Annotated in this window: 22 protein-coding genes; 5 read left to right on the forward strand and 17 right to left on the reverse strand. The window is 49.5% G+C overall.

Annotation, left to right across the window (positions count from 1 at the left end; all coding sequences use genetic code 11):
* Positions 1-5 precede the first annotated feature (5 nt).
* From siiD to ssb1, 5 genes are all read right to left on the reverse strand, one after another.
* Positions 6-1,283: an SPI-4 type I secretion system protein SiiD gene (siiD, locus tag NA330_RS19070; RefSeq protein WP_001081933.1), complete on the reverse strand. Its 1,278-nt coding sequence runs from the start codon at positions 1,281-1,283 to the stop codon at positions 6-8.
* Positions 1,280-2,599, reverse strand: a complete 1,320-nt coding sequence (siiC, locus tag NA330_RS19075; RefSeq protein WP_001670706.1) for an SPI-4 type I secretion system protein SiiC — start codon at positions 2,597-2,599, stop codon at positions 1,280-1,282. The genes siiD and siiC overlap by 4 nt, the downstream gene beginning before the upstream one ends.
* Complete coding sequence (locus NA330_RS19080) at positions 2,589-3,977, reverse strand: MotA/TolQ/ExbB proton channel family protein (protein ID WP_023242457.1); 1,389 nt, start codon at positions 3,975-3,977, stop codon at positions 2,589-2,591. Before NA330_RS19080 ends, siiC begins: the two co-directional genes overlap by 11 nt.
* Positions 3,974-4,606 carry an SPI-4 type I secretion system auxiliary protein SiiA gene (gene siiA, locus NA330_RS19085; RefSeq protein ID WP_000389243.1) on the reverse strand — a complete coding sequence of 211 codons (633 nt, stop codon included), beginning with the start codon at positions 4,604-4,606 and terminating at the stop codon, positions 3,974-3,976. Before siiA ends, NA330_RS19080 begins: the two co-directional genes overlap by 4 nt.
* Before the next feature lie 1,038 nt (positions 4,607-5,644).
* Positions 5,645-6,175, reverse strand: coding sequence for a single-stranded DNA-binding protein SSB1 (gene ssb1 / locus NA330_RS19090; RefSeq protein ID WP_000168322.1), 531 nt, complete (start codon positions 6,173-6,175; stop codon positions 5,645-5,647).
* Positions 6,176-6,422: 247 nt separating this feature from the next.
* Here ssb1 and uvrA point away from each other — a divergent pair, with 247 nt between their 5' ends.
* The 3 genes from uvrA (at position 6,423) to NA330_RS19105 (ending at position 10,160) form a co-directional block, all read left to right on the forward strand.
* Positions 6,423-9,248, forward strand: coding sequence for an excinuclease ABC subunit UvrA (uvrA, locus tag NA330_RS19095; RefSeq protein WP_000357725.1), 2,826 nt, complete (start codon positions 6,423-6,425; stop codon positions 9,246-9,248).
* Between the two features lie 131 nt (positions 9,249-9,379).
* On the forward strand, positions 9,380-9,835 hold the full coding sequence (locus NA330_RS19100; protein ID WP_072103195.1) for a hypothetical protein: 456 nt from the start codon (positions 9,380-9,382) through the stop codon (positions 9,833-9,835).
* Positions 9,822-10,160: a hypothetical protein gene (locus NA330_RS19105; RefSeq protein WP_000146590.1), complete on the forward strand. Its 339-nt coding sequence runs from the start codon at positions 9,822-9,824 to the stop codon at positions 10,158-10,160. Before NA330_RS19100 ends, NA330_RS19105 begins: the two co-directional genes overlap by 14 nt.
* Here NA330_RS19105 and NA330_RS19110 read toward each other — a convergent pair whose 3' ends face one another.
* The 6 genes from NA330_RS19110 to dnaB all read right to left on the reverse strand — a co-directional run bounded on the left by NA330_RS19110 (position 10,161) and on the right by dnaB (position 15,870).
* Positions 10,161-10,517 carry an MmcQ/YjbR family DNA-binding protein gene (locus tag NA330_RS19110; RefSeq protein WP_000155665.1) on the reverse strand — a complete coding sequence of 119 codons (357 nt, stop codon included), beginning with the start codon at positions 10,515-10,517 and terminating at the stop codon, positions 10,161-10,163.
* A 2-nt stretch (positions 10,518-10,519) separates the two neighbouring features.
* Positions 10,520-10,936: a secondary thiamine-phosphate synthase enzyme YjbQ gene (locus tag NA330_RS19115; RefSeq protein WP_000270392.1), complete on the reverse strand. Its 417-nt coding sequence runs from the start codon at positions 10,934-10,936 to the stop codon at positions 10,520-10,522.
* A 128-nt stretch (positions 10,937-11,064) separates the two neighbouring features.
* Positions 11,065-11,778 carry an acid phosphatase AphA gene (gene aphA, locus NA330_RS19120; protein WP_000724435.1) on the reverse strand — a complete coding sequence of 238 codons (714 nt, stop codon included), beginning with the start codon at positions 11,776-11,778 and terminating at the stop codon, positions 11,065-11,067.
* Positions 11,779-11,964: 186 nt separating this feature from the next.
* On the reverse strand, positions 11,965-13,158 hold the full coding sequence (gene tyrB, locus NA330_RS19125; protein WP_023242459.1) for an aromatic amino acid transaminase: 1,194 nt from the start codon (positions 13,156-13,158) through the stop codon (positions 11,965-11,967).
* A gap of 185 nt (positions 13,159-13,343) precedes the next feature.
* Entirely contained in the window at positions 13,344-14,423 is a 1,080-nt protein-coding gene (gene alr / locus NA330_RS19130; RefSeq protein ID WP_023242460.1) for an alanine racemase, read from the reverse strand.
* Between the two features lie 31 nt (positions 14,424-14,454).
* Positions 14,455-15,870 (reverse strand): replicative DNA helicase, encoded by a 1,416-nt coding sequence (dnaB, locus tag NA330_RS19135; protein WP_000918353.1) that lies wholly within the window; start codon positions 15,868-15,870, stop codon positions 14,455-14,457.
* Positions 15,871-15,934: 64 nt separating this feature from the next.
* Between dnaB and NA330_RS19140 the strand changes: the two genes are divergently transcribed.
* Positions 15,935-16,918, forward strand: coding sequence for a quinone oxidoreductase (locus NA330_RS19140; protein ID WP_000235550.1), 984 nt, complete (start codon positions 15,935-15,937; stop codon positions 16,916-16,918).
* Between the two features lie 174 nt (positions 16,919-17,092).
* Here NA330_RS19140 and pspG read toward each other — a convergent pair whose 3' ends face one another.
* From pspG to NA330_RS19155, 3 genes are all read right to left on the reverse strand, one after another.
* Complete coding sequence (gene pspG, locus NA330_RS19145) at positions 17,093-17,335, reverse strand: envelope stress response protein PspG (protein WP_000891414.1); 243 nt, start codon at positions 17,333-17,335, stop codon at positions 17,093-17,095.
* A gap of 167 nt (positions 17,336-17,502) precedes the next feature.
* Positions 17,503-18,501 carry a tRNA dihydrouridine(20/20a) synthase DusA gene (gene dusA, locus NA330_RS19150; protein WP_001182233.1) on the reverse strand — a complete coding sequence of 333 codons (999 nt, stop codon included), beginning with the start codon at positions 18,499-18,501 and terminating at the stop codon, positions 17,503-17,505.
* An 87-nt stretch (positions 18,502-18,588) separates the two neighbouring features.
* Entirely contained in the window at positions 18,589-19,899 is a 1,311-nt protein-coding gene (locus NA330_RS19155; RefSeq protein ID WP_023242461.1) for a conjugal transfer protein TraF, read from the reverse strand.
* 246 nt (positions 19,900-20,145) lie between these two features.
* On the opposite strand from NA330_RS19155, the gene zur reads away from it, so the two are divergent.
* Positions 20,146-20,661, forward strand: coding sequence for a zinc uptake transcriptional repressor Zur (gene zur / locus NA330_RS19160; RefSeq protein ID WP_000416271.1), 516 nt, complete (start codon positions 20,146-20,148; stop codon positions 20,659-20,661).
* A 98-nt stretch (positions 20,662-20,759) separates the two neighbouring features.
* Here the strand turns inward: zur and NA330_RS19165 are convergent, their stop codons facing one another.
* The 3 genes from NA330_RS19165 to dinF are packed head-to-tail and all read right to left on the reverse strand — an operon-like array spanning position 20,760 to position 22,426.
* Positions 20,760-20,969, reverse strand: a complete 210-nt coding sequence (locus NA330_RS19165) for a CsbD family protein (protein ID WP_001030592.1) — start codon at positions 20,967-20,969, stop codon at positions 20,760-20,762.
* Between the two features lie 21 nt (positions 20,970-20,990).
* Positions 20,991-21,104 carry a hypothetical protein gene (locus tag NA330_RS19170; protein WP_001575282.1) on the reverse strand — a complete coding sequence of 38 codons (114 nt, stop codon included), beginning with the start codon at positions 21,102-21,104 and terminating at the stop codon, positions 20,991-20,993.
* Positions 21,101-22,426 (reverse strand): MATE family efflux transporter DinF, encoded by a 1,326-nt coding sequence (gene dinF, locus NA330_RS19175; RefSeq protein ID WP_001128113.1) that lies wholly within the window; start codon positions 22,424-22,426, stop codon positions 21,101-21,103. Before dinF ends, NA330_RS19170 begins: the two co-directional genes overlap by 4 nt.
* Positions 22,427-22,474 lie beyond the last annotated feature (48 nt).

The raw sequence follows: 22,474 nt of genomic DNA on the forward strand, positions 1-22,474 counted from the left end.
CACTCTCAAGGTGTATCTAATCGTTTAGTATTAACTGGTTCTGAAAAGGCTTTGTCCACGCCTTTCATCAAAGGAGATAACAGGTATTCCATAATGCTGTGTTTTCCGGTAATTACACTGGCGTCAACAGTCATACCTGGTTTTAACCACCGTAAATCATCTTCATTAACATCGAATGCAATAATTACTTTATAATAACGCTGAATTGTTCCTCCGGTATTTTCCTCATAGGAATCAGGACTAATATTATCGATAGTCGCATTATACGATTTTATCTTTGGTTGGATAATTGACTGCACATCCAGTTTAACGGCTTCATCTACATATATTTGGTCACGGTATTTGGGTAATATTTTCACATCGGCCAGCATAGTCCTTACTTTTGGTTTTATTTCAAAAAGTAAGTCCGCCGCCTGAATCACACCACCATGAGTAGTGGCACTTTTATTGATTTTATAAATTACACCGTCAACCGGTGAATAGATATCCTCCTCATTTATCTGCTTCTCTATTACTTTTAATGTAGAGTTAACAACCTCAAGCTCCTGAAGATTTTTAGATATTATTTTAGATAAAGATAAGCGCAATTCATTATTAAGCGCCTCAATATCATTAACAACCAGCTCAATATCATCTTTTTTTAAAGTGATGCTACTTTCAATATCATTAATTTCAGACTTAACTTTTATATACGCCTGTTTCTTGTTAAGAAAATTGGTATATGGGCTAATTCCTTTTTTTACCAGTGGAGAAAGAATATTTATTTCTTCGGCAAGCAATGCAAGTTCTTTTTCTTTCGAACTCAGCTTCTCTTGTAATCCGCTAATCTCAGAATCAAGAGAGGTTTTTTTTAAGTCTTTAGCTCTTATCTGACTATGCACTAATTCAATATTCGCTTTTACCTCTTTATTGCTTAAAGAACGGGTGCCATCCAGGGTAATCAATCCACTCTCATTTTCTTTATCAAGAATGAAAGATATTTCGTTAACATCTTTATCCAGATACCCTTTTTGAGTTCTATACCTTTGATATTCTTTTTGCAGATCAAGGTTAACGACCTTTGCAAGGAGTTCTCCTTTTTTTACAGTATCACCCTCGGCCACATAAATATCTTGTATCGTCCCTCCTTTAGAAAGAGATATTAACTGAGCATTATCTTTAGTGGTGATAACGCCCTGACCATGAACCACTGAATTAATTTCTATAAAGTAGGTAAGGATAATAATTAAGATCGTCAAAGAAATAATTATCATCATGAGATGATCGCTTTGTCTTCTATTCATTTCATTACATTTAACTCACTTTCAGTATTTCCTTTTAAATAATCCATTAAATGAAAAATCAATGAGAGTTGCTGTAACTTTAAAATATACAGGCTATATTTGCTGTCGATCATGCTTACATATGCCTGAAATGCTTCATTACGGCTTGAAATTAAATCAAGCAAACTTTTTTGCCCTAACTGAAACTCCTGCTCATATAATTCAGTAAGCTGTAACGCGTTTGTATGTGAACGTTCCGCCACTGAGTAAGTCTCTTTTGCAGCGGCGTATCTTGAAAGTTGTGAATCAATGTTATAACGCGTTTTAATCAAAAAATCGTCAATTTGCAGCTTAGCCTGCGAGTAACTTGCCACCATTTTTCTTTCCTGGGCTGAATTTCTGAACCCATTAAAAATGTTGAAACTGACATTGATACCTGTTTTAAATTCATCTTCATAATCACTTTTTTTGGCACTACCGCTTGGATTATTCTGTACATAGCTGGACACGAGATCTACAGTCGGAAAATAGGATGATTTTGCGGCATTAATATCTTCGGTCGCGGCTTTTCGGGTATTGACAAGCATCTTATAGTCATCGTTGTATTTCATCACCATGTCCATAAGTTTTTCAGGACTTTCGACAAAGATATATTTTTTGAAGAGGTTGAATTTTTCATCGCTTTGAATCTGATCTGGTGACAAATTCAGACCAGTCATATTCTGCATTTTATACATTTCATCATCCAACATCGACTGATACATAATGCTTCTGGTATTTAATGCATCGATAGATACTTGTACTTTACGCATATCAGATTGCATAGCTACACCGGAAGATACCAGCAGCGAAAAAGTTTCCAGCATCTTTTTATAAAACTCTTTCTCCAGATTTACGCCATCAATCATTTCACGATATTTACTGATGTTGTAATAGGTTGTCACAACCTCCTGAGACACTATATTCTTTGTTTTTTCATAGTCAGTTTTACTATTATCTCTTTCATATTCAGATTTCCTGATATTAGCCCCCCTCACTCCAAAATCCGTTATTCGGTATGATAAGGACACCTTATTTTCAACGTTTCTCTCGGTACCTGACGACTCCTTCCTGTTATTATTAAGGCCAGATGTTAGATCCAGGGTAGGATAAAGTGCTGCCCGTGAAAGATCTAAGTCACTGTTTTTCTTTTCAGTCTCATAATATGAAACAGCAACAGAGGGCTGATGCGTTAATGCGGCATTAACTAAATCTCTTAGAGGAATGACCGGAAGCTCGCTGGCGTATGTACTTTGTGTAATAAAAGCAGTCGTCAGAAAAAACATCTTAATCTTCATTTTTTTCCTCCTTGTTTAACAAACGTTGCTTTACTATTTCCTGATGCATAGATGTTATTTTTTCCATTAATGGCATATAGGTATCACGGTAGCTAACCATTTCAGCACTAATCTCTTTAGTATTGGTAATAATCTTTTTATCAGTAGCCGATAGATCGGATAGCGCTAAATGAACATTGTTCATATCCTCATCCATTTCTTTTCTCAGCCCATCGAGAGTATGAGAAATATCGGCACTGCCAGCGGCAATATCGTTTATGGTCTTACCATGTGAAAGAGATTCCTGATAACATTTATCAACTGATGTCATTATTGAATCATTCTTTTTATCTATAATATTTTGTATTGTACTCATTGCCTCCAGTCGTGCATTATTATCAGCAAGCAGGATATTACCTTCAGATAAACGAGAGGTAATTGTTATTACACCGTCAGATAATTTTTTGAGATTTTCGTTACTGCTTACCAGATAACCATCAATCAGCGTAGAAAGTTGTTCCAGTTTTGCTGAGTTATCCAATAGTCGGTTTTGCAAAGTGACAAAGCTATCTGATAGCATCTCTCGTTTCTTTTCTTCATCCTGCGTCCGTAAATTTTCAACTGACAGATAGTTATCAAAAAACGCTTTAAACAACTCTTTAAATTCTACAAGCGTCTCTGATTCAACCCGCAGGCTTCGTTGTTTATTATTGGATCTGTTACTTATGATTTTTAATTTTTTGATCTCTGTAGAAACAAGGGAATAGGAGCTGCGAACAAAAACACTTTGTGAGGTCAGGAGTATGGCGCAAACAACACCATAGATAGAAGATACAAATGCGGTATTCATCCCTTTCAATGGTTCAGAAAGCGACGCTACCATTGTCACGATCATATTGAGTGTATTACTTGCATTATCACCGCCAACATCTGATGGCGAGCTCAATAAGTTCCCGATTGAACCAATCGTAATAGACAGACCCGCAAACGTCCCCAACAGGCCAACAAGCGTCGACACATTGCTACAGCTCATAATAAATGACAATCGTTGATTACGGGCGGTAGACACATTGTCATCTAATTCCATCAGCAAATTGAAATCACACTGTTTGGGTTCCCCGGCAAACAAAACCTGATTAAGGTTAGAAAGAATGCTATTTTTTCTACTGGCGTCCTGAGCTATTAATATGTCTTTTGCTGAAATATTTTTAAGAATAGTGAATAATGCACACAAAGAACCTGTAATATAAATGGCAATAATGACTCCATTGTAAATTGCAGAAACCATGAAGTTATCAAAAACATACTCTCTTATACCGGGAAAAGATAAAGCGAAAAAAGGGAGTATGGCAAGGAAAAAACAGACAAACAAATAGCGGTAATGATTTATATATTTCACTCTGACACCTTTTTATTAATAGTCGTGATAATAGCTTTACTCGTTGTACTTGATGCTGCGGAGTTAACACTCATGTCAATAACTACATCAGGATATATCTTCTTAATCTCTTTCATTAAAATAATTCCCCGTTCATATCCCAGTCGTAAAGAGTCAGAGAAAGAGATGTCTGCCTGAGGAATAACCATTTCTATCAATAAATTACTATTGGTTTTGTCTTCTAACCACGCCTCTATTTTATGAGTGTCCTCTTCTGAAAAGCTTCTCAGCCTGCCATGATACGTAATAACAAGCTCATTTTTTGTAGACGTTATATCAGTTTTCTGACCATCGGCGATATCGTATACTCCAACCTCCTTACCTGACATTGTAGTCATTCCGTCCGACATATCTTGGGTATTCACTTCCTTATTAATTATTTCATTAGCATTTGAATTGTCATTGGCTCCGCTATTTTGAGCAGTAGATTTAGTCTTACTCTCTATATTTGCTTTATAAACTTTAATTGAGTTGTCATACATAATAATCATATTATTAAGTGCAAACACCAACATAAGAAATATAAAAATGCACAATACCGTAGAGAATGTATCAACAAAACTAGGCCACGGATTACTTTCGTCTTCCATGTTGTCTCCTGATATTACATTGTGAATAAAATGTTTTTGTGGATTAGAAAGGATAATGGATGCTCAACTTATTCAGAAAGTGAACGCTACCGCCCTTGGCTTCCTGCTACCAATACGCTTTATAGAGTTCAGTTTTCTTACATCTCGTAATCAGAAAAATAAAAACAACGACGCCATTTTTATGCGCCCACAACAAAGATGAGTGCTTTAATTAAAACACTCTTCATTTTTTAATTAGGTAGACATCAATTATTGCACTAACTATATCTTCCCCAATAATAGGTATCGCATAAGCTCTCAACTCATAAATAAAAAATAGTCATCAGCAAATTAAAACCACCCGCCGATAAATAGATTTGTTAGCTAATCATTGAAACTCTAAATCATTTTAAGGACATATTTCTTTTTAATACGCGTTATAACCATACGTATTTAATAAATTTGCCTCCAGAGGATAAAATTAATTTTCACAATTAAAACATAGGGTCATAGGGACTTCAATATAACTTAAATCATTAAAAATATAATAAGTGGGGAGTAAAAAATCAGAATTGCGTAAAAACACACACAAATAAAACCATTTTTTATATAAAGCCAGCTATAAGTAACAACTTTATCTTCAGCAATTAAAAATAAAGCAAGATGCACATATCATATTTGAGATCATCACAAGCTAAAGCAAACATTTAATTAACTATTGATAATACCGACCATTCTCTAACGTTATTTTATAATATCTTTTTGTTGTCAAAAAATGGCTATAAATTATATATTTTGCAGATGAGTTTTCTCTTTCATATTTAAGACAATCCGGGTTATTGCAGTACATTTATGAACTTCGGCTGGATAATGATGTGCCGAGGCGAGTCGGCCAGAGGCGATAAGCGACATTTTTCCGTAAGATATGCGCTTCTCTTTTTTGAAAGGGATACAAAGACAATAATACCAGGTAAGAAAATGCCTGGTTTACACCAGGCATTTCAGCAGACGAGAACTATAGCGAAAATGCAAATAACGCTTTGAGTTTTTTACCAAAAATCAGAACGGAATGTCGTCGTCAAAATCCATTGGCGGTTCGTTAGACGGCGCTGGCGCGGATTGCTGTGGACGCGACTGCGCGCCGCCGCTGAACTGGTTGCCGCCCTGCGGCTGCTGAGGTTGTTGCGGCTGACCCCAACCCCCCTGCTGCTGGCCGCCTGCCGGTGCGCCGCCGCCCTGGCGACCACCCAGCATCTGCATTACGCCGCCGATCTGCGGAACGTTAATTTCAGTCGTATAGCGTTCCTGGCCACTCTGATCGGTCCACTTGCGGGTACGCAATTGACCTTCGATATACACCTGAGAACCTTTACGCAGATATTCGCCGGCCACTTCCGCCAGTTTGCCGAACATCACCACCCGGTGCCATTCAGTCTGCTCTTTCATTTCGCCGGTCTGCTTATCGCGCCAGGATTCAGAAGTAGCCAGCGTTAAGTTGGCGACAGCGCCGCCACTCGGCATATAGCGTACTTCCGGGTCCTGGCCCAGATTACCAACGAGAATCACCTTGTTTACGCCTCTGCTGGCCATAATTGAGTCTCCTGAATACGTTTCATAAATAGTGTAAACGCGTGAGTGTACCATTTCCACGTAGCATTTTAATAGCTGCGATGCAGGTTCCAGGTCACTCGCGCGAACCTCATATTGTTGCATACTTTAGCTGAAGATGCATTCCAATACTGTATATTCAAACAGGTTAAATTGTGTCATAATTAGCCGTTTCTGCCGTTTGTCCTTCAAACAAACCAGGCATCCGAGTCTCTACCGGGAAAGGTGAATGGATAAGATCGAAGTTCGGGGCGCCCGCACCCATAATCTCAAAAATATTAACCTCGTCATCCCCCGCGACAAACTGATTGTCGTGACCGGGCTTTCGGGTTCAGGCAAATCCTCACTGGCTTTCGACACTCTGTATGCCGAAGGGCAGCGTCGTTACGTTGAATCGCTCTCCGCTTACGCGCGGCAGTTTTTGTCGCTCATGGAAAAACCGGATGTCGACCATATTGAGGGGTTATCGCCCGCGATCTCAATTGAACAGAAATCGACATCGCACAACCCGCGCTCTACGGTGGGTACTATTACCGAGATCCACGACTACCTGCGCCTGCTGTTTGCCCGCGTGGGCGAGCCGCGTTGTCCGGACCATGACGTGCCGCTGGCGGCGCAAACCGTTAGCCAGATGGTCGATAACGTACTGTCACAGCCGGAAGGCAAACGTCTGATGCTGCTCGCGCCGATTATTAAAGAGCGTAAAGGCGAACACACCAAAACGCTGGAAAATCTGGCAAGCCAGGGTTACATTCGCGCCCGTATTGACGGCGAAGTCTGCGATCTCTCCGATCCGCCGAAGCTGGAGCTGCAAAAGAAACATACCATTGAGGTGGTGATCGATCGCTTCAAAGTTCGTAACGATCTTTCCCAACGCCTGGCGGAGTCGTTCGAAACGGCGCTGGAATTATCCGGCGGCACGGCGGTTGTTGCCGATATGGACGATGAGAAAGCGGAGGAGCTTCTGTTCTCCGCCAATTTTGCCTGTCCGATTTGCGGCTACAGTATGCGCGAACTGGAACCGCGTCTGTTCTCGTTCAACAACCCGGCAGGCGCCTGCCCGACCTGTGACGGGCTCGGCGTTCAGCAATATTTCGATCCGGACCGCGTGATCCAGAATCCCGACCTGTCGCTGGCAGGCGGCGCGATTCGTGGTTGGGATCGTCGCAATTTTTACTACTTTCAAATGCTCAAGTCGCTGGCGGAACACTATAAGTTCGACGTAGATGCGCCGTGGGCAAGCCTTAGCGCCAACGTACATAAAGTCGTGCTGTACGGTTCCGGCAAAGAGAACATTGAATTTAAATATATGAACGATCGCGGCGATACCTCCGTGCGCCGCCATCCGTTCGAAGGCGTGCTGCATAATATGGAGCGCCGTTATAAAGAGACGGAATCCAGCGCGGTGCGCGAAGAGCTGGCGAAGTTCATCAGTAATCGCCCCTGCGCCAGCTGTGAAGGCACGCGACTGAATCGCGAAGCGCGCCATGTATTTGTGGAAAATACGCCGCTGCCTGCTATTTCCGATATGAGCATTGGCCATGCGATGGATTTTTTCACTAATCTCAAGCTTTCCGGGCAACGGGCGAAAATCGCCGAAAAAGTGCTAAAAGAGATCGGCGATCGCCTCAAGTTTCTGGTGAACGTCGGCCTGAACTATCTCACGCTCTCCCGCTCGGCAGAAACGCTTTCCGGCGGCGAAGCCCAGCGTATTCGTCTGGCGAGCCAGATAGGCGCCGGGTTAGTCGGCGTGATGTATGTGCTGGATGAGCCGTCCATCGGTCTGCACCAGCGTGATAACGAACGGCTGCTGGGTACGCTGATTCATCTGCGCAATCTTGGCAATACCGTGATTGTGGTGGAACACGATGAAGACGCCATCCGCGCCGCCGACCATGTGATTGATATTGGCCCCGGCGCGGGCGTTCACGGCGGCGAGGTGGTGGCGGAAGGCCCGCTGGAAGCCATTATGGCGGTACCGGAATCGCTGACCGGCCAGTACATGAGCGGTAAACGCAAAATTGAAGTGCCGAAACAACGTGTGCCGGCAAATCCAGAAAAAGTGCTCAAACTCACCGGCGCGCGCGGCAACAACCTGAAAGATGTGACCCTTACGCTACCGGTAGGGCTGTTTACCTGTATCACCGGCGTCTCGGGTTCCGGTAAATCGACGCTGATTAACGACACGCTGTTCCCCATCGCCCAGCGTCAGTTAAACGGGGCGACTATCGCCGAACCGGCGCCGTATCGGGATATTCAGGGGCTGGAACATTTCGATAAAGTGATCGATATCGACCAGAGCCCGATCGGGCGCACCCCGCGTTCCAACCCGGCGACCTATACGGGTGTCTTTACCCCGGTTCGCGAGCTTTTTGCTGGCGTGCCGGAGTCTCGCTCGCGCGGCTATACGCCAGGGCGATTCAGCTTCAACGTGCGCGGCGGTCGCTGCGAAGCGTGCCAGGGCGATGGCGTCATTAAAGTCGAAATGCACTTTCTGCCGGATATTTACGTGCCGTGCGACCAGTGCAAAGGCAAGCGCTATAACCGGGAAACGCTGGAGATTAAGTACAAAGGCAAGACCATCCACGAAGTGCTGGATATGACCATTGAAGAAGCGCGTGAGTTCTTTGATGCGGTTCCGGCGCTGGCACGTAAGCTGCAGACGCTGATGGACGTGGGACTGACCTATATCCGTCTTGGTCAGTCGGCGACGACGCTTTCCGGCGGCGAGGCCCAGCGCGTGAAGCTGGCGCGCGAACTGTCGAAGCGCGGTACCGGGCAGACGCTGTATATTCTCGACGAGCCGACCACCGGCCTACACTTTGCCGATATTCAGCAGCTGCTTGACGTTCTGCATCAGTTGCGCGATCAGGGCAACACCATCGTGGTGATCGAACACAACCTGGACGTCATTAAAACGGCGGACTGGATTGTCGACCTCGGCCCGGAAGGCGGCAGCGGCGGCGGCGAAATTCTCGTCTCCGGTACGCCGGAAACCGTGGCGGAGTGCGAGGCGTCGCATACCGCCCGCTTCCTTAAACCTATGCTCAAATAACCTTCACGCCGCTTTCCGATTCGCCGGGAAGCGGCATCATTTTTCCTCATCCCACCTCATTGTATCCGTGTTGAGCATTTGTGATTTGCGTGCCGCCTCGCTCTGACATGTGATAGCGCAAACGGTCTGTTATGGAAAACACCATGAAGTTGCCCTACGCAATCACACTACTGCTGTGCCTGTTTTTATCCGCCTGTACGCTGCCTGACCGCTTTAGCGCCGTGGCTTTTCAACAACTGACGCTATTACAAGCGCGCTCAACCCGCTTCCTGCAGGACGCGGCGCGAATACCGTGGCAAAAAGAGACACTGCTCAAGGATGACCGCGATATCCGCCAGACATTTTTTCAGGCTGAGCGGGTCGCCTGTCAAGGTGGGGATAAACACCGACTCGATAATCTGGCGCTGCTGAAAAATCACTATTTGCGTCTTTATGCGCGGGTTATGCAACGTAAGCAACCACTTACTTACATCCAGGCTGAGAGATACCAACGGCAAAATAATCAGGTCTGGAAATTAGCCATACAGGGTGAGTGTCTGCATTGGGGCGCCCGCTGCACTCAGGGAGAAGAAAATGGCGTCTATTAACGAAATACATAACCTGATGACCACCGCCCGAGCCGAACACCCTGTAGTCTCTTCGGCGATTGCCGAGTTTATCCAGACGTATAAGCAGGCAAGAGAAGACAGCGACGACGGTATCCGCGAGTCCGCCGCGTTTATCGCCCGCGCGCTTCAGGAACATGCTCGCGGCTGGCTGGACGACGACGATATGATTATTCTGCTGGAAGGACAGCGGGACCTCGCCAGGCTACGCGCCAATAATGCGCAAATCGCCCTCGGCAGCCGTATCCGGTCTACGGTCATCCGCCTCATTGATATCGCCCTGGCGTTGTTGGTCGGCGCGCTATAATCAGGACTGCGGCAACTGCTTGCGTTTATCTTCCGGCAGCGCATTTACCGCCTGTTGATAAGAGGCATCGACCAGATAATAGAGTTGTGAATCCGGCAGCGATCCGTCCAGATAGACCGTGCTCCAGTGCGCTTTATTAAGGTGCCGACTCGGTCGTACATCGCTGTGCTGCTGACGTAACAACTCTGCCAGTTCCGGGCTGGTTTTGAGAGAGGCTGCCGGGCGTCCTTCAACTTCTTTTACCATCGCGAAAAGTACATCTTCCACTTTAATTTGCGTCGCTTTCCAGTCGCTGTGGACGCTCTGCTCTGCGCCAGGTTTTGCCATGCAGTATTGCAGTAATTCCGAAATGGTCATTATCATTCCCCTTGTAGTGTCGCGATGATTTTACGTGGACCGCCGTGAATACGGTGCTCTCCCAACCAGATACCTTGCCATGTTCCTAACTGTAAACGCCCCTGGCGTACAGGCAGCAGCAACGAGACGCCCAATACTGACGACTTAATATGCGAAGGCATGTCATCCGCCCCTTCGTAATCATGTTCATACGCCGCATTATCGGGAACGGTTTTCAGGAAATGGCGCTCCATATCAGCGCGCACGGTGGGATCGCAGTTTTCGTTTAACGTCAGCGAGGCCGAGGTGTGTAGCAACAACAGATGCAGCAAACCCGTTTCGACAGGCGGTAAGCCAGACAATTTATCGATAATTTCATCTGTTATCAGATGAAACCCGCGCGGCTTCTCGCTCAGTGTAATGGTGCGCTGATACCACATAGGCTGCTCCTTCCTAAAAACAAACGTCTCCTGAATAGTGTGCAGCAAGTCTGGAAAAGGTAAAAGCCAGCGGGGCAAGTTTGTGCAAAAATCATGCAAAAAAGGAGAGCCTGACGCTCTCCTGATTTTTAGTACTCCGAGTTGACAATGACTTCCTCGCCAAACGCTCCTGCCTGCGGCAGCGGTTTGTAGGTGGAGTTAGCCGCGCGCAGGATGCGAATACCGCGGATACCACAATCACGAGCCGCGGTAATATCGTTATCCGAATCGCCGTAGAAGATACGCATGTTCTTCTCCTGCAGCCACTGTACTTTCGTATTTTGTTCCGGTTTATCGCCGGCGAAAATCACCGGATTCATATTCGCCGCCGGAATATGGAAGTTATCCGCCAGCGTTTTCGACACGGTTTCCGTTTTCGTCTGACTACGACCAGTGACAAAGTAAATACTGTCGCCACGGCGAACATGCATATCAATGAGCTGTCGGGCCACTTCTTTTGGAATACTGAACTCATCCCAGCCGTTGTTCATTTTTTCCCAAAAGGCCGGATTTTTCAGATAATCGTCGCTGTCCGGGGAGTAGGTTTTCTTTCCGCGCCAGAATCCGGGGCTGGAAAATAACACGGTGTCGTCAATATCAAAGCCGACCGCCATCGGCGGGCGTCCGGTGAGGCTGTTTTCAATCTGGGCGACAGAGACCCAATGGACAGGCGCTTGTTCCGCGAGTTTTGCAACGTTAGTGCCCGGATTGAGCGTCGAAGGGGAAGATACTAACGCATTCGCGGAATGGTTTAGCGTAAACAACAAACAGACGGCACTTAGCGCCAGGGTTATTTTTTTCATGCTTTTCCCTTAAAATTCAAAATATTATAATTATTAAGATGAGCCTTTGCTCAAAAAACTATCTGACCATAACGCCAGTAACGGTCAAAAGGAAGGATTATCTGCGGTTTTGTTACGAAAAAAGAGGATGATCACAACAGCTATTGTCAGGCCGGAGGGCACTGTTATCGCCGTCCGGCCTGAATATTACATGACAGCGGCAAATGCCTTCGCCACGCGGTGTACATTTGAAGCATTAAGCCCGGCGACACACATGCGGCCACTGGCAATCAGGTAAACGCCAAACTCATCGCGCAACCGCTCGACCTGCTCCTCGCTTAACCCGGTATAGCTGAACATACCGCGCTGCTGTAACAAGTAATCAAAGTTGCGGTCAGGCATCTCCGCCTTCAGCTCCTTCACCAGCGTCTGGCGCATCGATATAATGCGGTTACGCATCGCGTCGACTTCCGCCAGCCAGCCCGCTTTTAACGCCTCATCGCCCAGGACCGTAGCGACCACCTGAGCGCCGAAACACGGCGGACTGGAGTAAATTCGGCGCACCGTCGCTTTTAGCTGTCCCAGAACCCGCGCGGCAATTTCAGCGTCTTCACACACCACGGACAGGCCGCCGACGCGCTCGCCGTACAGCGAGAAAATCTTCGAAAAAGAATTACTGACTAACGCAGGTAACCCGGCGCTGGCAATGGCGCGAATAGCGTAAGCATCCTCGTCCATGCCTGCGCCAAACCCCTGATAGGCAATATCAAGGAACGGAATCAGATCGCGCGCTTTCACTATTTCAATCACCGCATCCCATTGCGAAGGCGTTAAATCCGCCCCGGTCGGGTTGTGACAACAGGGGTGCAGCAGCACGATACTGCGCGCAGGTAACGTATTCAGCGTGGCCAGCAGATCGTTAAAACGGATGCCGTTAGTCGCGTCGTCATACCAGGGGTAAGTACTCACTTCGAATCCTGCCCCGGCAAATATCGCAATATGGTTTTCCCAGGTGGGGTCGCTCACCCATACGCCTGCGTCGGGGAAATAACGCTTCAGGAAATCCGCGCCTACTTTCAGCGCGCCGGAGCCGCCTAATGTCTGGATAGTGGCCACGCGCTGTTGCTGAAGAACCGGGTGATCGGCGCGAAAGAGCAAAGGCGCGATAGTATGGCGATAAGTATTGAGTCCTTCCATCGGCAGGTACAGCGAAGCGCCATGCGGCTGCGCGTTAAGCCGGGCTTCGGCTTCGGCCACCGTTTTGAGCTGTGGGATAATCCCGTCTTCGTTGTAATACAGGCCAATGCTCAGATTTACTTTGTCGTGACGGGAGTCGTCTTTAAAACGCTCCATCAGTGAAAGAATCGGATCGCCGGCATAGGCGTCAACTTTTTGAAACACGCGATGGTTCTCCAGGTTTACAGAGGGCAGGAAATAACACAATAAACCGGAAGGACGAGAAGATCGAGAGGATGTTGTGGTGGATGCGCATATTACCGGATAGCGGCGTGAACGTCTTATCCGGCCTACAGCCAATGCGCGATACAAGCCGGATAAGCGCAGGCGCCACCCGGCCCGCCGCGTATTTAATCAATATACTTCATCGCCACCCTTGAGGTCAGGCGTGTGATAAGTTCGTAAGCACTTACTTTTGTCATTTCAGCGATACGTTCAACCGGCAGACCTTCACCCCATAAGACCACCGGATCGCCCGCGTTATCCTGCGCGTTTGGCCCCAAATCCACGCAAATCATATCCATCGCCACCCGCCCGACAATCGGGACTTCACGGCCATTGACCAGTACTGGCGTACCGGAAGGCGCCGCTCGTGGGTAGCCATCGCCATAACCCATCGCCACCACGCCCAGGCGCGTATCGCGCTCACTCACCCATGTCCCGCCGTAGCCCACCGGTTCTCCCGCTTTGTGGTCACGCACCGCGATCAAACTGGAGGTTAAGGACATCACCGGCTGAAAACCAAAATCCGGCCCCCAGGGTTTGTGCTCCAGCGGCGATACGCCATACAAAATGATGCCCGGACGCGCCCAGTCAAAGTGAGACTGCGGCCACAGCAGAATACCGCCAGACGCGGCAATAGAGCGCTGACCGGGTTTACCCTGACAGAAGGCATTAAAAATGTCGAGCTGATGTTCGGTAGCGCCGCATTCCGGCTCATCCGCACGGGCAAAATGGCTGACGATATTCACCGGCTGGCGTACATTTTTACAGTGCGTCAGACGCTGGTAGAACGCCTCCGCCTCTTCGGGGCGCACGCCGAGACGATGCATACCGGTATCCAGTTTCATCCAGACCGTTACCGGCTCCGTCAGCTCCACCGCCTCCAGGGCGGCAAGCTGCTCTTGATTATGTACGGCGGTATGCAGACATTGCGCGGAAATGGTCGGCAAATCGGCGGCGTCGAAAAAACCCTCCAGCAGCAGGATAGGCTGCGTGATCCCGCCCGCTCGCAGACGTAGAGCCTCTTCAAGACGCGCCACGCCAAAAGCGTCAGCATCAGGGAGCGTTCGCGCGGTCTCCAGAAGACCGTGTCCATAAGCGTTCGCTTTCACCACCGCAACCAGCTTACTGGCAGACGCCAGTTCACGCAGACGTTGCAGGTTGTGTCGCAGAGCGCGGCGGTTAATGACGACTGTTGCCGCTTGCATTTGAATTCCTTGTTAAAAGAATGACGGAGAGTTACTCATCATCGTATTGCGGTCCCGCATAGTTATCGAAGCGCGACCACTGACCATTGAACGTCAGACGAACCGTACCGATAGGACCGTTACGTTGCTTACCAATAATAATTTCAGCAATGCCTTTTAAGTCGCTGTTCTCGTGATAAACCTCATCACGGTAGATAAACATAATTAAGTCGGCATCCTGTTCAATAGAGCCGGATTCACGCAGGTCGGAGTTCACCGGACGTTTATCCGCGCGTTGTTCCAGGGAGCGGTTAAGCTGCGATAGCGCCACGACCGGCACCTGGAGTTCCTTCGCCAGCGCTTTCAGCGAGCGAGAAATTTCGGCGATTTCCAGAGTACGGTTATCAGAAAGCGACGGCACGCGCATCAATTGCAGGTAGTCGATCATGATCAGACTTAACCCGCCATGTTCGCGGAAAATACGCCGCGCGCGCGAACGGACTTCTGTCGGCGTAAGACCTGAGGAGTCGTCAATATACATATTGCGTTTCTCCAGCAGAATGCCCATCGTGCCGGAGATTCGCGCCCAGTCTTCATCATCGAGTTGACCGGTACGAATACGTGTCTGATCGACGCGGGACAGCGAGGCCAGCATACGCATCATGATCTGTTCGCCGGGCATCTCCAGACTAAAGATCAGTACCGGTTTATCCTGCAACATCGCCGCATTTTCGCAGAGGTTCATCGCAAAAGTGGTTTTACCCATGGAGGGGCGCGCCGCGACGATAATCAAATCCGAACGCTGTAACCCTGCCGTCTTTTTATTGAGATCCTGATAGCCGGTATCCACGCCTGTAACGCCATCGTGCGGTTGCTGGAACAACTGCTCAATACGCGCCACGGTAGCGTCGAGAATCTGGTCGATGCTTTTCGGACCTTCGTCTTTGTTGGCCCGGTTTTCCGCGATCTGGAAGACGCGCGACTCCGCCAGATCCAGCAGTTCGTCGCTATTGCGCCCCTGTGGATCGTAACCGGCGTCCGCAATTTCATGCGCCACCGCGATCATATCGCGGACCACGGCGCGTTCGCGCACAATGTCCGCATAAGCACTGATGTTCGCCGCGCTTGGCGTGTTTTTAGACAGCTCCGCCAGATAGGCGAAACCGCCGACGCTGTCCAGTTGGCCCTGCCGCTCCAGCGATTCCGCGAGCGTAATCAGGTCGATAGGACTGCCGCTTTCCTGCAAGCGCCCCATCTCCGTAAAGATATGGCGATGCGGGCGGGTATAGAAATCTTCCGCCACCACGCGCTCGGCCACATCGTCCCAGCGCTCGTTATCCAGCATTAAACCGCCCAACACCGACTGTTCCGCTTCAATCGAGTGCGGCGGCACTTTTATCCCGGCAACCTGCGGATCGCGGTCGCGGGCATCAGTCTGTGGTTTGTTGAAGGGTTTATTTCCTGCCATAGTGAATGGAGTTACCGAGATAGTGATTGGGTCGAAAGATTACCACATTTCTTTTGGAGGAAGCATGGCAACGCGTATTGAATTTCACAAGCATGGTGGTCCGGAAGTGCTTCAGACCGTGGAGTTTACGCCAGCGGAACCGGCGGAACACGAAATCCAGGTTGAGAACAAAGCCATTGGTATCAACTTCATCGACACCTATATCCGTAGCGGACTCTATCCGCCCCCGTCGTTGCCTGCGGGCCTGGGAACCGAAGCTGCGGGTGTGGTCAGTAAAGTCGGCAACGGCGTGGAGCACATTCGCGTGGGCGATCGCGTCGTCTACGCGCAGTCAACGCTCGGCGCTTACAGTTCCGTCCATAACGTCCCCGCAGATAAAGCCGCGATTTTACCTGACGCCATTTCCTTCGAACAGGCGGCAGCCTCTTTTCTCAAGGGGTTGACCGTTTTTTACCTGTTGCGCAAAACCTATGAAGTGAAACCCGACGAACCCTTCCTGTTTCATGCCGCTGCGGGCGGCGTCGGTCTGATCGCCTGCCAATGGGCAAAAGCGCTGGGCGCGAAGCTTATCGGTACCGTCGGTAGCGCGCAAAAAGCGCAGCGGGCGCTGGACGCCGGCGCCTGGCAGGTGATTAATTACCGTGAGGAGAGCATTGTCGAACGGGTAAAAGAGATCACCGGCGGCAAAAAAGTCCGCGTGGTCTATGACTCCGTGGGGAAAGATACCTGGGAAGCCTCACTGGACTGCCTGCAACGACGGGGACTGATGGTCAGTTTCGGCAATGCGTCCGGCCCCGTCACCGGCGTGAATTTAGGTATTCTGAATCAGAAAGGTTCCCTGTATGCCACGCGACCTTCACTACAGGGGTATATTACGACGCGTGAAGAACTGACCGAAGCCAGCAATGAATTGTTCTCATTGATTGCCAGCGGCGTGATTAAAGTTGATGTGGCTGAAAATCAACGCTATGCGTTAAAAGATGCCCGTCGCGCGCATGAGGTGCTGGAAAGCCGGGCCACACAGGGCTCAAGCCTGCTGATTCCGTAATAGCTCTGCAAAGAAATTGGGCTTCCACCCGGGAAGCCCTTTCTTTTTTTGTTCGGCTGTATGTAGGGTACAGCGCGATGAATTTGTTACCTGCGCAATCATGACAGATTTAATAATCGATTCCTATTTGCCTGTGAGGGCAAAGTTCCAGGTTGTGACGAACCGCTCAATACCTTAGTAAAACCGACGGTTATTGCGCTGATACTGTGGGATTTTTGGCGTTTTTACTGCTTTGATCACCCACACCACAGCCACCGCCAGCAGTAGCCACGGTAACAGCTTGATCATCAGGGCGAACATTCCGCCCAGGAACATGACGGCAGTCGCTACAACCAGCGCGGCCAGAATGCCCAGCAGGGAGACGCCCGTCACCATTAACATCAGAAAAAAGCCAAGCACAAAAAGTAGTTCCAGCATAGTCGCTCCCCATAAAGATGGCATTGCCCGGCGGCACGGCGCTTACCGGGTTTGGTCAGGTAAGCTATTACAAAAATCATGCCAATATTTATGTTTTTGATATATAAAGAAAACGCCCTGCAAGACTGCACAGAGCGTGGTGAGATTGACTAATTTTTGGCGAACTTTTAACGCTTGTCTGCCACCAGTTTTAGCGCCTGCTCCAGTACAGCAACATCCGCGCCAGCTTTATGGGCGTTTTCGCTCAGATAGCGACGCCACTGCCGCGCGCCGGGGATGCCCTGGAACAACCCCAGCATATGGCGAGTGATATGCCCCAGATACGCTCCCTGGCTCAATTCACGCTCAATATAGGGATACATCGCGCGAACCACCGCAACCGGGTCGGCATCGGTGGTATCGGCACCAAAGATCTCCCGATCCACCGCGGCCAGTATACCCGGATTCTGATAAGCCTCGCGGCCAACCATGACGCCATCCATATGGCGCAGGTGCTCCTTCGCCTCTTCCAGCGATTTGATGCCGCCGTTAATGGACATGGTCAGGTGCGGAAAATCCCGCTTTAGCTGATAGACGCGCGGGTAATCCAGCGGCGGGATCTCACGATTTTCTTTCGGGCTTAAGCCAGAAAGCCAGGCTTTGCGCGCATGGATAATAAACATCTCGCATTCGCCCTGACCGGAAACCGTATTGATGAAATCACACAGAAACGCATAGCTGTCCTGATCGTCAATACCAATGCGGGTTTTTACCGTCACCGGAATCGAGACGACATCACGCATGGCTTTAACACAATCGGCGACCAGTTGCGCATTGCCCATCAAACAGGCGCCAAACATACCATTTTGCACGCGATCGGAAGGGCACCCCACGTTGAGGTTAATTTCATCGTAGCCACGCGCTTCCGCCAGCTTTGCACAATGCGCAAGCTGAGCCGGATCGCTTCCACCAAGCTGTAGAGCGACCGGATGCTCTTCTTCGCTGTAAGCCAGATAGTCCCCCTTACCGTGAATAATCGCGCCCGTGGTCACCATTTCGGTGTAGAGCAGCGTCTGGCGAGACAGCAAACGCAGGAAATAGCGGCAATGTCTGTCCGTCCAGTCGAGCATAGGCGCGATGGAGAAGCGATAAGCAGGTAAAGCGGAGGACTGGGTTTCAGGCTGCATGGCGAATAAATAAGCATCCGGTTAAAAAAGGGGCGTTACTATAGCATAACGCTAAACCGGAGGCGTAGCGCCTCCGGTGAAAGCACCTCAGAATGTCATTGTAAGCTGCGCGCCAGCCCCCCAGGTTTCATCTTCGCCGTACAGTCCCATTAAATCGAGATGCACACGGTTAAAGGGCGCAAAGCCAAGACCGCCGGTAACCACATTGCTATCGTTATTTTTCACATCCGCACGATACCCTGCGCGCACCGCCAGCCATGACAACGGTCGAACTTCAGCGCCGACACCCACGTACTGTGAATTGTCTTCGCTCTTAAAGCCTTTCGTTTCCGTCAGATCGCCATCGGCGCTTACGGTCAGCAAATCGTTATGCCATGCGATGCCCGCGGTAACCAGGGGGCGGATTTGGTATGTATCTTTGTAGTTGGTGGTTTCTCCCGTCATACCATTAGTGATGTAAATATCTTTCGTATCGATATCGCGAGATACCAGATTTTGCCCGCTCAGCCCCAACGTCCAGTTTTCACCGATATCGGCAGCAAGCCCCGCATCAATGTTAAAACCCGTATCGTCATTGCGATAACGGCTGCTATTCCAGTCGCTACTGTCGTAGTTATAAATTGAGGTGGTGTAGTTATAGAGCCAGGTTTTTTGCAGTTTTGGCGTAACGCCAATGGAAACAGGCACCTCACCCACCACAAACTGCTTCGCCAGCGCAATACCGTAGTCAGATACAATCGCTACCCGCCCCGACGCGGTAGAGTTTAAATGCTTTGTAATTTCGTCAGACCCCAGCAAAGCAGCGCGTCCTGCTTCACGAAGCGCGACACGTTCATCATGCTGGATATCGCGCAGATACTGAATATCGTTCTGATCAATGGACGAACTCACGCGCCCATGCGCATAACCTTTGGCGATAAACGCCACGGAAAGCGTTTGCCCTGGAATACTTACCGCCAACCCAGCGCCGGCATTGGCGCGGGCGGTTTTTCCGTTGAGATATTCCAGCTCATCGGCCAGGTCGCGCGCGGCGCCCTGAAATTGACTCAGCACGCCTCGCGGATGGAGCAGAATTTGCCCCAGCGTAAGGTTATCGACGACCTCATCGTAGTAATCCACTTTATCGCTGATATCGTCAATTTCATCCTGGAGATTGTCTTTATCCGTAATCTGGACGCCGACCGCAGGAAGGACAACAGTGATATTGTCTTCCGGTTTGGCTTTTGCCAGTAACGCCGGATTTAACAGTACTCCGCTGCCATAATTCGCGGACGCAACGCCCGTCCCGCCCATTGCGTCATTACGCGCTTCCGTCCAGGTATTGGCGGCGCTCGCCTGCTTTGCCATAAAAAGCGAGACCGCGATAGCAATCAGTGAAAGTTTGACGTTTTTGTTCACAGTTAGCCCATCTTATTATCAGGTGAAGTAATCCCTCCGCCACGCTTTACCGGACAGAGGCGAACTATTGCTGTGAAATAGTGATGTTAAATCCTGTTGTTATAATATCGACCCTCATTATGTATAGATGAGAATACTGGCGCGGAAAAGCTTAGCAGGCGATATATTGTCGCGGGGTAATTTCAGAGTTTTAAGCAGCTCGTGGTAAAGTAACGGATTAGACTTTCATGCCATTCGAGGTGCTACATGGAAAAGACCACAACGCAAGAGTTACTGGCGCAAGCTGAAAAACTCTGCGCGCAGCGCAACGTGCGCCTGACGCCTCAGCGCCTCGAAGTGCTGCGCCTGATGAGTCTGCAACAGGGTGCCATCAGCGCATACGATTTGCTCGATTTGCTGCGCGAAACGGAACCACAGGCCAAACCGCCCACCATTTACCGCGCGCTGGATTTTTTGCTCGAACAGGGTTTTGTCCATAAAGTGGAATCCACCAATAGTTATGTGGTTTGCCACCTGTTCGACCAGCCGACGCACAGCTCGGCCATGTTTATCTGCGATCGTTGTGGCGTGGTGAAGGAAGAGTGTGCCGAGGGCGTGGAAGACATCATGCATACGCTGGCGGCTAAAATGGGCTTTGCGCTACGACATAACGTTATTGAGGCGCACGGTCTGTGCCCTGCGTGTGTAGAAGTGGAAGCGTGTCGCCATCCGGGCGATTGTGGTCACGATCACTCGGTGCTGGTGAAGAAAAAACCGCGTTAGCCTGAACGGAAAACGGGCGGCAGTAGAGAGGGGCACGCCCGCATTCATAAGCAAACCGTGGGAAGCACATCCATGTACTCCTGGTAGGGGAAAACATATTACCAGCGATAGTTGTTACGGGTTTCCCAGTCAACAACCTCTTTTTCCGCCTGATCTTTCTGGTAACCGTAACGCTCCTGGATTTTACCTACCAGTTGGTCGCGTTTACCTTCGATAACGGTCATATCGTCATCGGTCAGTTTGCCCCATTGTTCTTTCATTTTACCTTTAAACTGTTTCCAGTTACCGCCGGCTTCGTCTTTATTCATCATCTTGTCCTCATCATTCGGTTAGGAATAGCAGGTGTTATTCGCCCAAATGCACTGCAATTTCTGCTGGACGTGATAATAATTGTAGGCAGGAATTCGGCCTTCGGTTTTATATTCAGAATTTTTAACCGTCACGATCTGGCAAACCATGTACCCTCGCGCCAGTGACGACGCCAGATAAGGCTCAACGACAGACCGCGAAGCGCCAGGAACACGGTTAATGCCAGCCATAAACCATGATTTCCTAATACCGGCAGGGCGAAGAGCGTCAGCGCAAATCCTCCCGCGGCGACTGCCATGCTATTGCGCATTTCGGCGGCGCGCGTCGCGCCAATAAACATACCGTCGAGCAGATAGCACCATACGCCCACCAGCGGTAATACCACCTGCCAGATAAGATACCGATCCGCCAGTAGCTGTATTTGCGGCAATGAGGTCAGTAACGCGACAATATGTTCGCCTGCCAGGGCATAGACTGTGGAAAACAACAAGGCCACAATTCCTGACTGACGACACGCCGCTCGCCAGACGTCCAGTAGCTTGCTACCGTCACGCGCGCCGTAAGCCTGACCGGAGTGCGCCTCCACCGCATAAGCAAAACCGTCCAGCGCATAGGCCGTAAAGGTGAGTAAGGTCATCAGGACTGCATTTACCGCGATAATATCGCTGCCCAGCCGCGCGCCTGACACCGTGATTGCGCCAAAACAAAGCTGAAGGAGCAATGAGCGCAGCATAATATCGCGATTGAGCGCCAAAAGGCGGCGCACGTTGCCGCGCCAGGCCTGTTTTAGCATATCCAGCGACACACCGCGGAGATGGAGAACTTTACGTACCATCATGAGGCCGATCAGTAACGTGGCATATTCTGCGATGACCGTCGCCAGGGCGGCGCCCTGCACGTTCATATGAAGCCCCATCACCAGCCACAGGTCGAGCGCGATGTTGAGGATATTGCCCACGACCAACAAGATAACCGGCGCCCGCGCATACTGAACGCCTAACAGCCACCCGAGCAGCACCAGATTCGCCAGTGACGCGGGAGCGCTTAGCCAACGAATTTCAAGGAAGCGTCTCGCCTGCACCAGGACAGCGTCGTTCCCGCCGACAATATGTAAAGCCAGCTCGATAAGCGGCGTGCGAAATAGCACAATCATCACGCCAGCGCCCAGCGCCAGCAATAACGGTTGAATGAGCGCCCGGGCTAACGCCTGCGGATTTTTGGCGCCAAATGCCTGCGCCGTTAGGCCGGTGGTGCTCATACGTAGAAATAGCAGCAGCATGAAAAGAAAGCTGGTGGCAGTCGCGCCCACCGCCACGCCGCCCAGGAAAACCGGGCTGTCCAGATGACCAATCACCGCCGTATCGACCAGCCCCAGTAAGGGGACGGTGATGTTAGAAAAAATCATCGGCAGCGCGAGACGCCAGAGAGCTTTATCAGAGGAGGTAAAAAGCGGCATGGAGAAAAGCCTGACAAGGAGTTAAACGAAACGAGCGCATTGCCGGAT

The sequence above is a fragment of the Salmonella sp. NW722 genome (assembly GCF_051702785.1).
In the GTDB taxonomy this organism is placed as follows: Bacteria; Pseudomonadota; Gammaproteobacteria; order Enterobacterales; family Enterobacteriaceae; genus Salmonella; species Salmonella enterica.

Bases quoted from the DNA above. Each gene is read 5' to 3' on its own strand.
- siiD (WP_001081933.1), bottom strand. From the start codon at position 1,283: ATGAATAGAAGACAAAGCGATCATCTCATGATGATAATTATTTCTTTG.
- NA330_RS19165 (WP_001030592.1), bottom strand. From the start codon at position 20,969: ATGAATAAAGACGAAGCCGGCGGTAACTGGAAACAGTTTAAAGGTAAA.
- dusA (WP_001182233.1), bottom strand. From the start codon at position 18,501: ATGCAGCCTGAAACCCAGTCCTCCGCTTTACCTGCTTATCGCTTCTCC.
- siiA (WP_000389243.1), bottom strand. From the start codon at position 4,606: ATGGAAGACGAAAGTAATCCGTGGCCTAGTTTTGTTGATACATTCTCT.
- NA330_RS19140 (WP_000235550.1), top strand. From the start codon at position 15,935: ATGGCAACGCGTATTGAATTTCACAAGCATGGTGGTCCGGAAGTGCTT.
- pspG (WP_000891414.1), bottom strand. From the start codon at position 17,335: ATGCTGGAACTACTTTTTGTGCTTGGCTTTTTTCTGATGTTAATGGTG.
- dinF (WP_001128113.1), bottom strand. From the start codon at position 22,426: ATGCCGCTTTTTACCTCCTCTGATAAAGCTCTCTGGCGTCTCGCGCTG.
- uvrA (WP_000357725.1), top strand. From the start codon at position 6,423: ATGGATAAGATCGAAGTTCGGGGCGCCCGCACCCATAATCTCAAAAAT.
- siiC (WP_001670706.1), bottom strand. From the start codon at position 2,599: ATGAAGATTAAGATGTTTTTTCTGACGACTGCTTTTATTACACAAAGT.
- ssb1 (WP_000168322.1), bottom strand. From the start codon at position 6,175: ATGGCCAGCAGAGGCGTAAACAAGGTGATTCTCGTTGGTAATCTGGGC.
- NA330_RS19105 (WP_000146590.1), top strand. From the start codon at position 9,822: ATGGCGTCTATTAACGAAATACATAACCTGATGACCACCGCCCGAGCC.
- aphA (WP_000724435.1), bottom strand. From the start codon at position 11,778: ATGAAAAAAATAACCCTGGCGCTAAGTGCCGTCTGTTTGTTGTTTACG.
- alr (WP_023242460.1), bottom strand. From the start codon at position 14,423: ATGCAAGCGGCAACAGTCGTCATTAACCGCCGCGCTCTGCGACACAAC.
- NA330_RS19100 (WP_072103195.1), top strand. From the start codon at position 9,380: ATGGAAAACACCATGAAGTTGCCCTACGCAATCACACTACTGCTGTGC.
- NA330_RS19115 (WP_000270392.1), bottom strand. From the start codon at position 10,936: ATGTGGTATCAGCGCACCATTACACTGAGCGAGAAGCCGCGCGGGTTT.
- NA330_RS19110 (WP_000155665.1), bottom strand. From the start codon at position 10,517: ATGACCATTTCGGAATTACTGCAATACTGCATGGCAAAACCTGGCGCA.
- zur (WP_000416271.1), top strand. From the start codon at position 20,146: ATGGAAAAGACCACAACGCAAGAGTTACTGGCGCAAGCTGAAAAACTC.
- dnaB (WP_000918353.1), bottom strand. From the start codon at position 15,870: ATGGCAGGAAATAAACCCTTCAACAAACCACAGACTGATGCCCGCGAC.